The 14973-nt window shown below is 70.1% G+C and carries 15 protein-coding genes; 9 read left to right on the forward strand and 6 right to left on the reverse strand.

All coding sequences use genetic code 11. The features are described 5' to 3' along the window. Position 1: 1 nt before the first annotated feature. A complete protein-coding gene (locus FFS15_RS10145) occupies positions 2 to 1423 on the reverse strand; it encodes an MFS transporter (RefSeq protein WP_137844905.1) in 1422 nt (473 codons plus the stop codon). 165 nt (positions 1424 to 1588) lie between these two features. On the opposite strand from FFS15_RS10145, the gene trmD reads away from it, so the two are divergent. Further along, positions 1589 to 2266, forward strand: coding sequence for a tRNA (guanosine(37)-N1)-methyltransferase TrmD (gene trmD, locus FFS15_RS10150; RefSeq protein WP_137844906.1), 678 nt, complete (start codon positions 1589 to 1591; stop codon positions 2264 to 2266). Between the two features lie 15 nt (positions 2267 to 2281). Here trmD and FFS15_RS10155 read toward each other — a convergent pair whose 3' ends face one another. From FFS15_RS10155 to map, 5 genes are all read right to left on the reverse strand, one after another. Next, the gene (locus FFS15_RS10155) at positions 2282 to 3430 is read right to left on the reverse strand and encodes a uroporphyrinogen-III synthase (RefSeq protein ID WP_137844907.1); all 1149 of its coding nucleotides are present in this window, start codon (positions 3428 to 3430) and stop codon (positions 2282 to 2284) included. Beyond that, on the reverse strand, positions 3427 to 4659 hold the full coding sequence (gene cobA / locus FFS15_RS10160; RefSeq protein WP_137844908.1) for a uroporphyrinogen-III C-methyltransferase: 1233 nt from the start codon (positions 4657 to 4659) through the stop codon (positions 3427 to 3429). Before cobA ends, FFS15_RS10155 begins: the two co-directional genes overlap by 4 nt. Continuing rightward, entirely contained in the window at positions 4656 to 5042 is a 387-nt protein-coding gene (nirD, locus tag FFS15_RS10165) for a nitrite reductase small subunit NirD (RefSeq protein ID WP_137844909.1), read from the reverse strand. The genes cobA and nirD overlap by 4 nt, the downstream gene beginning before the upstream one ends. Continuing rightward, complete coding sequence (gene nirB / locus FFS15_RS10170) at positions 5039 to 7615, reverse strand: nitrite reductase large subunit NirB (RefSeq protein ID WP_171013160.1); 2577 nt, start codon at positions 7613 to 7615, stop codon at positions 5039 to 5041. The genes nirD and nirB overlap by 4 nt, the downstream gene beginning before the upstream one ends. A gap of 245 nt (positions 7616 to 7860) precedes the next feature. Next, positions 7861 to 8643: a type I methionyl aminopeptidase gene (gene map, locus FFS15_RS10175; RefSeq protein WP_137844910.1), complete on the reverse strand. Its 783-nt coding sequence runs from the start codon at positions 8641 to 8643 to the stop codon at positions 7861 to 7863. Positions 8644 to 8760: 117 nt separating this feature from the next. On the opposite strand from map, the gene FFS15_RS10180 reads away from it, so the two are divergent. The 8 genes from FFS15_RS10180 to dprA all read left to right on the forward strand — a co-directional run bounded on the left by FFS15_RS10180 (position 8761) and on the right by dprA (position 14969). Continuing rightward, on the forward strand, positions 8761 to 9252 hold the full coding sequence (locus FFS15_RS10180) for an MFS transporter permease (protein WP_137844911.1): 492 nt from the start codon (positions 8761 to 8763) through the stop codon (positions 9250 to 9252). 174 nt (positions 9253 to 9426) lie between these two features. Next, positions 9427 to 9768, forward strand: coding sequence for a 50S ribosomal protein L19 (gene rplS / locus FFS15_RS10185; protein WP_137844912.1), 342 nt, complete (start codon positions 9427 to 9429; stop codon positions 9766 to 9768). Positions 9769 to 9940: 172 nt separating this feature from the next. Continuing rightward, a complete protein-coding gene (gene lepB / locus FFS15_RS10190) occupies positions 9941 to 10723 on the forward strand; it encodes a signal peptidase I (protein WP_137844913.1) in 783 nt (260 codons plus the stop codon). Beyond that, the gene (locus tag FFS15_RS10195) at positions 10720 to 11379 is read left to right on the forward strand and encodes a ribonuclease HII (protein WP_137844914.1); all 660 of its coding nucleotides are present in this window, start codon (positions 10720 to 10722) and stop codon (positions 11377 to 11379) included. Before lepB ends, FFS15_RS10195 begins: the two co-directional genes overlap by 4 nt. 68 nt (positions 11380 to 11447) lie before the next feature. Then, on the forward strand, positions 11448 to 11771 hold the full coding sequence (locus FFS15_RS10200) for a DUF2469 family protein (RefSeq protein ID WP_137844915.1): 324 nt from the start codon (positions 11448 to 11450) through the stop codon (positions 11769 to 11771). A gap of 110 nt (positions 11772 to 11881) precedes the next feature. Then, positions 11882 to 12250 carry a YraN family protein gene (locus FFS15_RS10205; RefSeq protein ID WP_137844916.1) on the forward strand — a complete coding sequence of 123 codons (369 nt, stop codon included), beginning with the start codon at positions 11882 to 11884 and terminating at the stop codon, positions 12248 to 12250. Then, the gene (locus FFS15_RS10210) at positions 12247 to 13773 is read left to right on the forward strand and encodes a YifB family Mg chelatase-like AAA ATPase (protein ID WP_137844917.1); all 1527 of its coding nucleotides are present in this window, start codon (positions 12247 to 12249) and stop codon (positions 13771 to 13773) included. Before FFS15_RS10205 ends, FFS15_RS10210 begins: the two co-directional genes overlap by 4 nt. Then, on the forward strand, positions 13770 to 14969 hold the full coding sequence (dprA, locus tag FFS15_RS10215; protein ID WP_137844918.1) for a DNA-processing protein DprA: 1200 nt from the start codon (positions 13770 to 13772) through the stop codon (positions 14967 to 14969). Before FFS15_RS10210 ends, dprA begins: the two co-directional genes overlap by 4 nt. Positions 14970 to 14973 lie beyond the last annotated feature (4 nt).

Consider the following 14973-nt stretch of genomic DNA (forward strand, 5'->3'; position numbering starts at 1 on the left):
GTCAGATGCGCTGTTGTGCCAGCGATGCGCGCGGGACGACGTACACGAGGATCGTCGTGACCAGCAATGCCGCGTACACGCCGACGAAGCCGAAGAAGGCCGCGGTGTAGCCGCCGGTGGACTGCTGCGAGATGTTGAGCACCTGCGGGATCAGGAACCCGCCGTAGGCGCCGATCGCGGAGATGAGCCCGAGGGCCGCCGCGCTCTTGCGCTGGATCTTCAGCCCGCCGGGCGTCCCGGGAACGGCGCCGGTGGCGAGCCCGCGCGCCGCGAAGATGTTCGGGATCATGCGGTACGTCGAGCCGTTGCCCATGCCGGTGGCGGCGAACAGCACCAGGAAGCACCCGAGGAAGACCCAGAAGTTCTGCAGGGGCAGTGACCAGATGAGGGACAGCGCGCCCAGCGCCATGACAGCGAATGCTCCCACCGTCACGCGCGCGCCGCCGAAGCGGTCGGCGAGCTTGCCGCCGTAGGGGCGGGCGAGCGACCCGATGAGCGCGCCGAGGAACGCGAGCGAGACCGCCGCCGACCCGACCTGGAATGTCGAGAAGTCGGGGAACTGGTCGGCGATGAGCTTCGGGAAGACGCTGGCGAAGCCGATGAACGAGCCGAAGGTGCCGATGTAGAGCAGCGACATGAGCCACAGGTGCGGTTCGCGAAGGGCGGCGGCGGAGCCTGCGAAGTCGGCCTTGGCCGACGACAGGTTGTCCATGTAGCGCCACGCGCCCCACATCGCGAGGAGGATGAAGGGGATCCACATCCAGCCGGCGAGGGCGATGTTGAGAGTCGCGCCCGCGCCGATCGTGACGACGATCGGGACGGCGAACTGCGCGACGGAGGTGCCGAGGTTGCCGCCGGCGGCGTTGAGCCCGAGTGCCCAGCCCTTCTCCTTCTGGGGGAAGAAGTAGGTGATGTTCGCCATGGAGCTCGCGAAGTTGCCGCCGCCGACGCCGCCGAGGGCCGCCACCAGCAGGAGCACACCGAAGGGCGTCTCGGGGTTGGACACGACGATGCCGAGGAGCACCGCGGGGATGAGCAGCAGACCTGCCGAGATGATCGTCCAGTTGCGGCCGCCGACGATCGCGACCATGAAGGTGTAGGGGAACCGAAGCGTCGCCCCGACGAGGCTCGGCACCGAGATGAGCCAGAAGAGCTCGGAGCTCGTGAGCGTGAATCCGGCATTCGGCAGCATCACGACGACGATGCTCCACAGCTGCCAGATGATGAAGCCGAGGAACTCGGCGAAGATCGACCAGCCGAGGTTGCGGCGGGCGATGGGGCGGCCGGCCCCGTTCCAGAACTCCGAGTTCTCGGGGTTCCAGCCGTCGATCCACCGGCCGGGCCGATGGGAGAGAACCACCGGCGCGGCGGCCGGGGGCGGAGCTGCGACATCCGTCGATGACGGAGTGACGGTCGTGGTCATGGCGCCTCCTGAGAGTGAGTGTGCCTTCACGCTATGAACAGCGTGTTTCCGCGCCTGCCCCCGGACGGTAAATCCTGCGTCACCGACCCGTCACGCCGGTCGGGGAGCCTCGGTTAGCACCTCGTCACACGTCGGAAACATGGCTCGATGCCTACACTCGAACCCATGCGCGTCGACATCGTCACGATCTTCCCGGCCTTCTTCGACGTGCTGGACGTGTCGCTCATCGGCAAGGCTCGGGATCGCGGCATCCTCTCGATGCACGTCCACGACCTGCGCAACTGGGCGCACGACCGGCACCGCACGGTCGACGACACGCCCTACGGGGGCGGCGCCGGCATGGTGATGAAGCCCGAGCCGTGGGGTGAGGCGCTCGACGAGGTGCTCACCGACGACGGGGTGCTGCTCGTGCCGTCACCGGCGGGCGAGCAGTTCACGCAGCGCATCGCGCGCGAGCTCGCCCTCGAGCAGCAGCTCGTCTTCGCGTGCGGCCGGTACGAGGGCATCGATCAGCGCGTCGTCGACCACTACAGCGCGCGCGGGCGCGTGCGGCTGGTGAGCCTGGGCGACTACGTGCTCAACGGGGGAGAGGTCGCCGCGATGGCGGTGATCGAGGCGGTGTCGCGGCTCATCCCGGGTGTCGTCGGCAACCCCGAGAGTCTCGTCGAGGAGTCTCACGAGGAGGGGCTGCTCGAATACCCCAGCTACACCAAGCCGTCCACGTGGCGCGGGCACGACGTGCCGCCGGTACTGCTGAGCGGCAACCACGGCGCGATCGCCGCGTGGCGCCGCGAGCAGAGCCTCGAGCGCACGCGGGCGAACCGTCCCGACCTGCTCGCCTGAACCCCAGCGGCTGCTTCAGGCCGAGGCTTCGGCGGGGTCGATGACGTTCAGCCGGTAGCCGCGCTTGACGACCGTCTTGATGAGGTCGGGAACGCCCAGCGCCTCACGGACCCGCGCGACGGCCATCTCGACCGCGTGCGTGTTCTCACCCGAGCGGGGGAGCGCGTTCTGCAGACGGGCACGGGAGACGACGCCGCCGCCGGCTTCGAAGAGCGTCGCGAGGATGTCGGTGCCGGTGCGGGAGAGTGGAACGTGCGCGCCGTCGAGCACCGCGCCGGTGCTGCGCAGCTCGAGCCGACCGGCGCTGGTCGCGAGATGAGCGGCGTGGCCGCCGCCGAAGTGGGTGACCACGGCCCGGACGAGCGAACCGAGGCGACCGCGCTCCGCGACGAGCGGCGTGATGTCGACGTCCAGGAGCGGACCCGCGGTGATCGGGCCGACGGCGGCCATCAGGACGCGACCGCTCTCGGCGTGGCCGACGATGTCGTCGAGCACGCCCTCGCGTGCCGCTGCCGCGAGCCACTCGGCAGCACCCGGTGCCGAGGTGAACAGCACCGCGTCCACCTCGCCCTGCGCCGTCGCCACGACCGAGCGCACCACAGCGGCGGCATCCGGCGGAGGACCCCAGCGGTAGACCGTGAGACTCACGACGTCCGCGCCGCCGTCTTCGAAGAGCTCGTCGAGGCCGTCTGCGCCCGACCCGTGGTGCTGCACCGCGATGCGCCTGCCCGCGACGCCCTCGGCGAGCAGGAACTCGCCGAGCTCGGTCGAGGTCTCGGATTCGGCCACCCAGTCGGCCGTGAGGCCCGCCTGCTGGATCGCTCCGCGCGCCTTCGGACCACGGGCGACGATCTGCGCGCCTTCGAGCGCGGCGTGGAGGTCGTCGAGGAGGCCGGCCTCGTCGGCCGCCTCCATCCAGCCGCGGAAGCCGACGCCGGTCGTTGCGACGACGACGTGCGGCGGATCCGCGATGAGCTCCTGCGTCCGCGCGATCAGAGCCTCGTCGTCGATGTGCGGGATGATCGTGAGAGCCGGAGCGTGACGCACGGAGGCGCCGTGGCGCTCGAGGGCGGCCGCCAGTTCGTGGGAACGGCGATCGACGGCGATCACGACGGTGCATCCGTCGAGCGCGGCCGAGAGGGTGGGGCGGGGCGGGGCGGTCACCGTGTCGCGTCACCCGCCAGCTGGGTCGCGGGCAGCAGCAGATCTGCACGCGCCACGTCGCCCACCACGATCACGGCGGGGTTCTGGACGTTCGCGGCCGCGGCATCGGCCACAGCCCTGCCGAGGGTGGTGCGCGTCGTCCGCTGCTCGGGTGTGTGGCCGCGTTCGACGATGGCGACGGGCCGGTCTCCCGGCACACCGGCGGCCTCCGCGGCGGCGACCAGGCGGGGGAGCGCGGCGACGCCCATCAGCACGACGGTCGTCACCGTGGGATCAGCGAGCGCGGCGAGGGTGGACGAGGTGATCGCGGCCTGGCCGTTGATGACGTGCACGCCCGCCGCGGTGCCGCGATGGGTTATCGGGATCCCGGCCGACTGTGGCACCGAGACGACACTGGTGAGCCCGGGGACGACCTCGACGGGGACTCCGGCGGCCAGGCAAGCTGTGACTTCCTCGCCACCCCGCCCGTAGACGAAGGGGTCGCCGCCCTTGAGGCGGACGACGCGCTTGCCCGCCCGTGCGTGTGCGACCAGCAGCGCGTTGATCTCGTGCTGCGGCACCGGGTGGTGGCCCGGCTGCTTGCCGACATCGATGATCTCGACATCGGGATCGAGGTCGGCCAGCACGTCGGTCGGCCCGAGGCGGTCGGCGATCACGACGTCGGCTTCGGCGAGAAGTCGTCGGCCGCGGACTGTCATGAGATCGGCAGGTCCGGGGCCGCCGCCGACGAGGTCGACGCGACCGCGCGGCGTGGCGCGGCGACGGCGGAGCGGCAGCGATCCTTCTCGCAGGAGTGCACCGACCGCATCCCGAAGGCGGGCCGCACGGCGCGGATCGACGCTCGCATCCGAAACGACGCCGACGACGACATCGCCCGAGCGGGTCTCTGCGGCGAGCCGCGCCGAGCCGTGTCCGCCGTCTGCGGCGTTGATGCACAGGATCTGCTTGCGCTCGCACGCCGAGACGACGTGGGCATCCGCGCTCGGGTCGCCGGTGGCGGTGTGGACGAGCCACGCGCCCGCCACATCGACCGCGCGGAATCGGCGGCGGATCCAGGTGAGACGGTGGGTGTCGACGAGGTTCTGGACCGAGGGGGAGAGCTCCGGGGCGACGACGCGCACGACGGCGCCGTCGCCCAGGAACCGTTCGAGGCGTCGCGCGGTCACCGCCCCGCCGCCGACCATGACGACGGAACGGCCGTGGAGCGAGATGCCTACCATCGTCGTCATTCGCCCGACTCCCACCGGACATACACGTCGCCGTCGCTCACCGTGACCGGCCAGACGCGCAGTGACGCGGCATCCTTGCCCTGGGTTTCAAGGCAGGCGCCGGTGCGCAGATCGAACACCTGCTTGTACATGGGCGAAGCGACCGTCGGAGCATCCTGCCGCGTGCCGACGATCCCGCGCGAGATCACGTGTGCGCCGCTGTAGGGGTCGAGGTTCGACACCGCGTGCACGCGACCGCTGTGGAGGAGGAACAGCGCGAGCTGATCGTCGCCGAGGAGCGCGGCTCGCCCGCGCTCGACCTCGAGATCGGCCACGGCGCACACGCGCACCCAGCCGGCGGGAGCCTGCTCCGTCGCGGTGCGCGGCGGTTCGACGAGGGTCATCTGCGTACCTCCAGGGTGGTTCCGGCGATCATCACGCCGCCGAGGCGCTCGGCCTCGGTCGCCGGTCGCGGCTGACCGCGCTCGACGGTGTAGGCGAGGGCGGGATCAGGGGTCATCGGGGCGTTGACGAAGGACGCGAAGCGGCGCAGCTTCTCGGGATCCTCGATGGTCGCCTTCCACTCGTCCTCGTAGCCCTCGATGTGAGTCGCGATCGCGGCATCCAGGTCGTCGCAGATGCCCAGGGTGTCGTCGAAGATCACCGCGCGCAGGCCATCGATCCCGCCGTCGAGGTCTTCGAACCACGGCGCCGTGCGCTGCAGGCGGTCGGCGGTGAAGATGTAGTACATCAGGAAGCGGTCGATCGCGGTGAGCAGCTCGGCGTCGCTGAGGCCCTCGGCGAGCAGGACGGCGTGGCGGGGTGTGAAGCCGCCGTTGCCCCCGACGTACATGTTCCAGCCCGCCTCGGTGGCGATGACGCCGACGTCCTTGCCCCGCGCCTCGGCGCACTCGCGTGCGCAGCCCGAGACACCGAGCTTGATCTTGTGGGGCGAGCGGAGTCCGCGGTAGCGCAGTTCGAGCTGGACAGCCATGCCGACGGAATCCTGTACGCCGTACCGGCACCACGTCGAGCCGACGCACGACTTGACCGTGCGCAGCGACTTTCCGTAGGCGTGGCCCGATTCGAAGCCGGCATCCACCAGGCGCTTCCAGATCTCGGGAAGCTGCTCGAGGCGCGCGCCGAACAGGTCGATCCGCTGGCCGCCGGTGATCTTCGTGTAGAGGTTGTAGTCCTGTGCCACCTGTCCGATCGCGAGCAGACCCTCGGGGGTGACCTCGCCGCCGGGGATCCGCGGCACCACCGAATAGCTGCCGTCCTTCTGCAGGTTCGCCATCACGTGGTCGTTGGTGTCCTGCAGCGTCGCGTTCTCGCCGTCGAGAACGTGCTTGCCGACGAGGGTCGAGAGGATGCTGGCGAGAGCCGGCTTGCAGATATCGCAGCCGCGACCGGCGCCGAACCGCTCGATCACGGCGCTGAACGTCGTCAGCTGAGACACCCGCACGGCGTCGAAGAGCTGGCGGCGCGACATGTCGAAGTGCTCGCAGAGCGCGCTGCTGAGAGTCGCACCGGACTTCGCGAGCTCGGAGCCGACGATCTTCTTGACCATCATCACGCACGACCCGCAGGCGGCCCCCGCCTTGGTGCACGCCTTGACGGCCGCGACGTCGGTGCAGCCCTCGTCGTGCACGGCTCCACGGATGGCGCCCGCGGTGACGCTGTTGCACGAGCAGACGAGCGCTTCGTCGGGGAGGTCGCCGGTGGGAGCGGCGACCCCGCCCTCGGGCATGAGGTAGGCGGCCGGGTCGCCGCCGAGCGCCCCGCCGACGAGCGGACGCAGCGAGCCGTACGCCGACGCGTCGCCGACGAGGATGCCGCCGAGAAGCGTCTTCGCATCGTCGGAGAGCACGAGCTTCTTGTAGACGCCCGCCACCGGGTCGGCGTAGACCACGTCGAGGGCTCCCGGAGTCGTCGCGAAGGCGTCGCCGAAGCTCGCGACGTCGACGCCCGAGAGCTTGAGCTTCGTCGACAGGTCGTAGCCGGGGAACGACGCGTCCCCGCCGAGCAGGCGGGTCGCCGCGACCTCCGCCATCGCGTATCCGGGTGCCACCAGGCCGACGCACGCGCCGTCGAAGTTGGCGACTTCGCCGATCGCCAGGATGCGGGGGTCGGAGGTCTGGCAGGAGGCGTCGATGAGGATGCCGCCCCGCGGGTGCACAGCGAGATCGGCGCCGCGGGCGAGCTCGTCGCGCGGGCGCACGCCGACGGTGAAGACGACGACGTCGGTGCGCTCGTAGGCGCCGTCGCGGAACTCGAGCCCGGCCACCTGGCCGGTGCGATCGGGATCGAGGCGCGTCGTGACGGTGTCGGTGCGAACCCGGATGCCGCGCGACTCGATCAGGCGGCGCAGCGCATTGCCGCCCGAGAGATCGAGCTGGGCCGACATGAGGCGGTCGGAGGACTGGACCACCGTGCACGAGACGTCGAGGCCCTGCAGGGCGCCGGCGGCCTCGAGCCCGAGCAGTCCACCGCCGATCACCGTGCCGGTGAGGGGCCTTCCGAGCTCGCGCGTGCGGTGCTCGACGAACGCCTTCAGCTTCTCGACGTCGTCGAGTGTGCGATAGACGAAGCATCCGTCGAGTCCGAATCCCTCGACCGCGAGGCGTGCCGCATACGAGCCGGTTGCGAGCACGAGGCGGTCGTAGGCCACGCTCAGGCCGCTGCGTGTCGTGACCCGCCGAGCGGAGCGGTCGATGCGCGCGACGGCGTCGCCACGGACGAAGCGCACGCGCGGATCGTCGATGTTCGTCCGATCCAGCGTCAGGTCATCGGCGCTCGAGCCGTCGAAGAAGCCGGTGAGACCGACGCGATCGTACGGGTGCCGGTCCTCTTCGCCGATGAGCGTGATCCGCCATCCGGCGTCGCCGCGGCTGAGCATGCTCTCCACGAAGCGGTGAGCCACCATGCCTGCGCCCACGACGACCACGTGCGTACCGGGGCCGGCGGTGGAGCTCATGCCGTCACGGTACGCGGGCGATGTTGCCGTGGCGTCAGCGCCGTGTTTCGGGCTGTCGACGACACCGTCGTATTCGGCGCCCTCGGGAAGGGGTGCTGCCTCGGTCATGGCGGACTCCTGACATCGCTGGATGGGCTGTCGATTCCAGCGACGTTAGGAGGTCGGTGTTTCGCCGTGCGGCGGCGATCGGTTACCCCGAGCGAACGTTTCCCTCACACCGCATGCGAACGCGATGTGAGATCAGCTCAGGAGACGCCGAGCCAGGAGCGGTCGGTGAGGATGACGGGGCCGTCGGCCGTGATCGCGACCGTGTGCTCGGCGTGCGCGCCGCGCGAGCCGTCGACCGAGCGCAGCGTCCAGCCGTCCGGGTCGGTGATCAGCCCGTCGGTGGTCTGCAGGAACCACGGCTCGAGCGCGATGACGAGCCCGTCGCGCAGCGGGTAGCCGCGCCCGGCCTTGCCGTCGTTGGGCACGTGCGGGTCGCCGTGCATGATCCGCCCCACGCCATGGCCGCCGAAGTCGGTGTTGATCGAGTAGCCGTCGGCGTGTGCGATCTCGGCGATCGCGTGCGAGATGTCGCCGATGCGGTTGCCGACGACGGATGCTGCGATCGCGGCATCCAGAGCCCGCTCGGTCGTGTCGATCAAGGCGAGGTCCTCGTCGCGGGGCGTGCCGACGACGAACGACACGGCGGAGTCCGCCACCCAGCCGTCGACCGACACGGCGAAGTCGAGCGAGACGAGGTCGCCGTCACGCAGCGCGTAGTCGAACGGGAGCCCGTGAAGCACGGCGTCGTTGACCGATGTGCAGATGACCTTGCCGAAGGGGCTCGCCCCGAAGGACGGGTGGTAGTCGATATAGCACGACTCGGCGCCGGCGCGGCGGATCAGATCGTGCGCCCGGCGGTCGATGGCGAGAAGGTTCGTGCCGACCTTCGTCTCGTCGCGCAGAGTCGCCAGGGTCTCGGCGACGAATCGGCCGGCGGGCTTCATCGCCGCGATCTCGGCGGGCGTGCGCAGTTCGATCATGGGGGTCCTCTCGTCCTCCACCATTGTGACGGACGAGAGGGCGCCCGGCTGGGAGGATCCCCCGCGTCGCGGCGGGAGACGTCCCGCGACACGCTTGACGGGCGTACCATCGACCTCATGTGGCTGCGTCGCGCATTCTTCGGCTGGCTGATCCCCGCTGCGTTCCTCTTGCCGCTCTGGCTGCTCGTCGGCTGGGGCGTGTTCGATGCGGGCGGCTGGGCGTTCGTCTGGGTGATCTTCCTCGCCATCCCCGGCGTCTTCGTCTGGCAGCTGATCCTCACGCTCCTCGTTCGCGCTCGAGGTACCGTGCGCGCCCACCGGGCGGTGTCGTGGTGGGACGTTCTGGGCTTCACCGTGTGGCACGGACTCGTCATCTCGCTCGGCTTCTTCGCACGGGCGTGGTGGGCTCCGGTGATGGTGCTGACGATCCTCGTCGGCGTCGGACTCTTCTGGCTGGCGCTGTGGCAGCTGTGGCGCGAGGCGAAGCCGTCTGTCGCGGTGCTGCGGACGACCGAGGGGTACGCGTACATCCCGCCCACCGAGGCGCGGACCGAATCGGCGCAGCCCGAGGTAATCATCCTGTCCGAGAAGCAGTCGCCGGGCGCCTGATCCGTTTTGGCAGGGTGCGCCATCCATGGCAGAATGGATGTTTGTGCCCTGACAGTCTCTGCCTCAGGGGAGTCCGCCGCCAGGCCTTTCAGCCGGTGGCCTCGGGCACGCGACTACCTTTTCCTTCCATTCCTTCCCGCGGTCGACCTGTGGCGGCCGCAGAGAGAAACGATCATGCAGATCCTCGACTCCGTCGACGCAGCATCGCTGCGCTCCGACATCCCCGCCTTCGCCCCCGGCGACACCGTCAAGGTGCACGTCAACATCACCGAAGGCAACCGCTCGCGTATCCAGGTGTTCCAGGGCGTCGTCATCGGCCGCTCGGGCGATGGTGTCCGCGAGACCTTCACGGTCCGCAAGATCAGCTTCCAGGTCGGCGTGGAGCGCACGTTCCCCGTCCACAGCCCGGTGATCGACCACATCGAGGTCGTCACCCGCGGTGACGTCCGCCGCGCCAAGCTCTACTACCTGCGCAACCTCCGCGGCAAGAAGGCCAAGATCAAGGAGAAGCGCTGACATCAGCGCGGTTCCCGCAACGAGAGCCCCGGACCTTCTTGGTCCGGGGCTCTCGCCTTTCTCGCTGCAACAGTCACGCGAACCGGCCGGAGCAGGACGACGCGACGTCCGGAGTGTGCGAACCTTGATGCTGGGCCCGCCGATCCACGGTTCGCCCGGTGAAGGAACCCGAATGACGACGGAGAAGGCCGCCCCCGCGGAGTCGGTGCCGACGCCGGGATCAGGAGACGGCGCCATCATCCACCGCCGCCGTCGCGGGTGGCTCGCATTCCTGCGCGACGTGCTGGTGATCGTGCTGATCGCGGTGCTGGTCTCGTTCCTCGTGAAGACCTTCCTGGTGCGCTCCTTCTACATCCCGTCGGGGTCGATGGAAGACACCCTCCACGTCAACGACCGCATCCTCGTCGACGAGATCACGCCGCGATTCGGCGACTACGAGCGCGGCGACATCGTCGTCTTCCGTGATCCCGGCGGCTGGCTGCCGCCGACGGTCGCGCCTGAGCGCCCGCCGATCGTGGAAGGTGTCGACTGGTTCCTCTCCCTCGTCGGGCTCTCGGCTCCCGACAGCGACGATCACCTCGTCAAGCGCATCATCGGACTGCCCGGCGATCACGTGGTGTGCTGCAATGCGATCGGCCAGCTCACCGTGAACGGTGTGCCCGTCGACGAGACGTCGTACGTGAAGCTGCCTTCCGGCGAGACCTCGGTCTCGGCCGACGCGTTCGACGTCTTCGTGCCCGACGAGAGTCTGTGGGTGCTCGGCGACAACCGCTACCGGTCGAAGGACTCGCGCTACAACCAGGATCAGCCCGGCGAAGGGTTCGTCCCGGTCGAGAACGTCGTGGGACGTGCCTTCCTGGTGACGTGGCCGCTCGATCGATTCGGCCTGCTCGACTTCCACCACGAGGTGTTCGCCGGCGTTCCCGACCCTGTCGAGGCGGACGTCGCACCGTGACGGTGATCGAGCCGAAGCTGACACTGGAGCGACGCCTCCTGCGTGAGCATCCGCTCGTCATCGCGTGCGATGAGGTGGGCCGCGGAGCGCTGGCGGGACCCGTCGCCGTCGGCGCCGCGGTCATCGACGCCCCCCGTGCGCGCAAGCGGATTCCCTCGGGGCTGCGCGACTCGAAGCTCGTTCCCGAGCCGAAGCGCGTCGACGTGGCCGCACGGGCAGCGGCGTGGGTCTCGGCGAGTGCCGTCGGGTGGGCCAGCGCCGCCGAGATCGACGAGATCGGCATCATGCGCGCACTCGGCCTTGCGACGATCCGCGCCCTCGCGGATCTCCGCGCGCACGGCGTCGTCCCCGAAGAGGCGATCGTCCTCCTCGACGGCAACTACGACTACATCACGGCCGCAGGGGCGACCGGGCTGCGCGTACAGCCCGTGATCAAGGCCGATCGCGATTGCGCGTCCGCCGCGGCGGCATCCGTCATCGCCAAGGTCGCGCGAGACCGACTGATGACCGGGCTCCACGACGAACTGCCCGCCTACGAGTGGGCTCGCAACAAGGGGTACGCGAGTCCCGATCACCGCGCCGCGATCCGCGCCTACGGCATCAGCGCACATCACCGAGCGTCGTGGTCGATCGCCGACGCTCCGACGCTCTTCTGAAGGTGCTTCGCTCTCGGGGCGCATGAGCGGCACCGAGCGCGCCACCGCGACTCTAGGATGGATTCACCATGGATGACGAAGTCTTCGAGGACTACGACCGTGAGCTCGAGCTCGCGCTGTACCGCGAGTATCGCGATGTCGTCTCGCAGTTCCAGTACGTGATCGAGACCGAGCGGCGGTTCTACCTCGCCAATGAAGTGAACGTCGTGCGCCGGGACACCGAGCACGACTTCTACTTCGAGATCTCGATGACCGATGTGTGGGTGTGGGACATCTACCGCGCGGACCGGTTCGTGAAGGCGGTGCGTGTCCTGACGTTCAAGGACGTCAACGTCGAGGAGTTGCAGCGACGCGATTTCCACCTTCCTGAGGAGCTCTCGCTCGACACGTGACGCTCGCGCGTCCTTTCGTCGCCTCCTCCCCAGAACGGGTTTCCGGCGAAGTCATCCACGGGTGACGCATTCGCGGCTGCGGCCGTACCGCTTCGCGCCACGATCGCTTCATGGCACACAAGGATGCGTTCGGGCGTGACGGCGAGAACCGCGCGGCAAGCTATCTCGAATCGCGAGGCTACGAGGTTCTCGATCGGAATTGGCGATCTCGCGACGGTGAAATCGATCTCGTGGTCGCCGACGACCGCAACGTCGTCGTCGTGGAGGTCAAGACACGGCGCGGCGTCGGATTCGGTCACCCGTTCGAGGCGATAGACGCGCGCAAGCGAGCGCGACTGTGGCGCCTATCGGTTGCGTGGGCGGCGTGCCACCGCGAACTCGTCCAAGGACGACGGATGCGCATCGACGCGATCGGCATCATCGGCGCCGATCCGTCATCGGCGAGCCTCGAGCACATCCAAGACGTGGAGGTGCCGTGAGCGTTCCGCGCACGTGGTCGGTCGCCCTGGTGGGGGCGCAGGGCGAATTGGTCGAGGTCGAGGCAGATCTGTCGAATCAGACGCCGGACTTCCGGATCATCGGACTTCCCGACAAGGCGCTTGCCGAGGCGGGCCAGCGGGTGCGCAACGCGTGCGGAAACAGCGCCCTGGCGCTGCCGCGCCGACGACTGACTGTCAACCTGTCGCCGGCGAGCCTGCCGAAGCAGGGCTCGGGATTCGACGTCGCGATCGCGATCGCCGCGGTGGCGACGGAGTCGCGATTGGATGCCGCATCGCTCGCCTCGACCGTGCATCTCGGCGAACTGGGGCTCGACGGCCGGCTGCGACCGGTGCCGGGAGTGCTTCCGGCTGTGTTGGCTGCCGTCCAAGGCGGGATGCGGCGCGTCGTGGTTCCGTGGGCCAACCGCGAGGAGGCGGCGCTCGTCGAGGGCGTCGAGGTCTTCGGGGCAGTGAACCTCGCACAGGTTGCGGCATGGCATGGTGCCGCGGTGGAGGTGCGCGACGAGGAACCCGTCACGCTGGCGGACGACGATTCCGCCCCGGCAGAGACGCTCGACCTCGCCGACGTGATCGGCCAGCGCGACGCGGTCGACGCTCTCGTCACGGCGGCCGCCGGCGGTCATCACCTGCTGATGTGCGGTCCACCGGGGGCGGGCAAGACGATGCTGGCGCGGCGGCTGCCGGGGATCCTGCCGTCGCTCGATGACCGCGCGGCGCTCGTGGCAGCGTCGATCCGGAGCCTGTCGGGGACGCGTGTGGCTGAGCTCTCACGCACGCCGCCGTTCGAGGCTCCGCATCACAGTGCGAGCGTCGCGTCGCTCGTCGGCGGGGGATCACGGGCAGTGCGGCCCGGCGCGATCGCCCGGGCCACCGAGGGGGTCCTCTTCCTCGATGAGGCGGGGGAGTTCCCGGCCAGCGCGCTCGATGCGCTGCGCCAGCCGCTCGAGTCGGGAGCGATCACGATCCATCGGGCCGGCTTCAGCGCCGAGTTTCCCGCCCGGTTCCAGCTCGTGCTGGCGACCAACCCCTGTCCGTGCGGAGACTTCGGCATCCGCGGTGGGACGTGCACATGCGTGCCGGCCGCCATCCGGCGTTACCAGTCGCGACTGTCGGGTCCGCTGCTGGACCGCATGGACATCGAGCTGAGTCTCGCGCGCGTCTCGGTCGCCCAGCGCGGACCGGGCGCCGCGGGGCTCAGCACCGCCGAGGCGCGCGAGCGTGTCGCCGACGCCCGCGGACGTGCTTCACGGCGTCTCGCCGAGACCCCGTGGCGCCTGAACGCCGCTGTTCCCGGCACGTGGCTTCGCGAAGGACCGGCGGCTCCACCACCTGCCGTGCGCCGCCCGCTCGACGCAGCCCTGCATCGCGGCTCGCTCACCCTGCGCGGCTATGACCGCGTGTTGCGGGTCGCGTGGTCTCTGGCAGACCTCGACGGCTCCTCCCAGTTGGGCGTCGACCATGTCGGGCGCGCGCTCTATCTCAAGAAGGGGATCGCCGCATGATCCGCCCGACCCTCGACGCCCAGGGTTCCCGCGCGGCGCTCGGTGCGCATGCTCCCGAGGACGCCGACGACGTCGACGTCCTCACTCGCTACGCGACCGCGGTGTGGAGCCACCTCACCGAGCCCGGCGACGGTGCTGCAGGGCGGCTGATCGCCGTGCACGGCGTGACAGGCGCCTTGCACGCGGTGCTGGCCGGCGGTGCGGCTGTGGAGGGACTCTCGCGGCAGGAGCTGGCCGCCGGCCGCAAGCGCTGGCTCCCGCGTGCGGACGCACCGGCGATCGAGCACGCCCTCCGCGTCGCCACGCGCGCCGGGGCGCGGCTACTGGTGCGTGGTGATGCGGAGTGGCCCCACCAGCTCGACGATCTCGCCGAGCATGCGCCGATCGCGCTGTGGGTGCGCGGGCGCGTCGAGCTACTCGCACGCCTGCAGCCGTCGGTGGCGGTGGTCGGGGCGCGGGCTGCGACGTCGTACGGCGATCACGTCGCCGCGGACCTGGCCGCAGATCTCGCAGGGAGCGGCATTGCCGTGGTCTCCGGCGCGGCCTACGGCATCGACGGCGCCGCGCATCGTGCGGCCCTCGCCGTCGGCGGTGACACCGTCGCCCTCGTCGCAGGCGGCGTCGACCGCGCGTATCCGGCAGGGCACACCGACCTGATCGGTCGTATCGCCGCCCGCGGAGCGCTCGTGGGCGAGGTGCCGTGCGGCTCCGCGCCGACGAAGTGGCGCTTCCTGCAGCGCAATCGCCTGATCGCCGCGCTCACGAACGCCACGGTCGTCGTCGAGGCGGGCTGGCGCAGCGGCTCCCTCAATACCGCCAGCCACGCCGCGACGCTGGGGCGTGGTCTCGGGGCCGTTCCCGGGCCCGTGACGTCGGCGGCGTCGGCGGGGACCCATCGTCTTCTGCGTGAGTACGGCGCGGAGTGCATCACGAGCGGGGCAGACGTGCGCGAGATGCTCGGACTCCAGGCGTCAGGCACTCCGACCCGACACGACGGCAGACCCCGCACCGACGACGCGGCGCGGGTGCGCGACGCCCTAGGCGCTCGAGCATGGCGCAGCACCGACGACGTTGCGCGGCGGGCCGGGATCGCCCGCGCCGATGTCGAGGCGATTCTCGGCATTCTCCAGCTCGCGGGCGATGCGGAGCGGGGCGCAGACGGGTGGCGGCGCGGCGGACTCTTCTCGGCCGTATGACGGA

This window comes from Microbacterium sp. 2FI, assembly GCF_005502885.1.
In the GTDB taxonomy this organism is placed as follows: Bacteria; Actinomycetota; Actinomycetes; order Actinomycetales; family Microbacteriaceae; genus Microbacterium.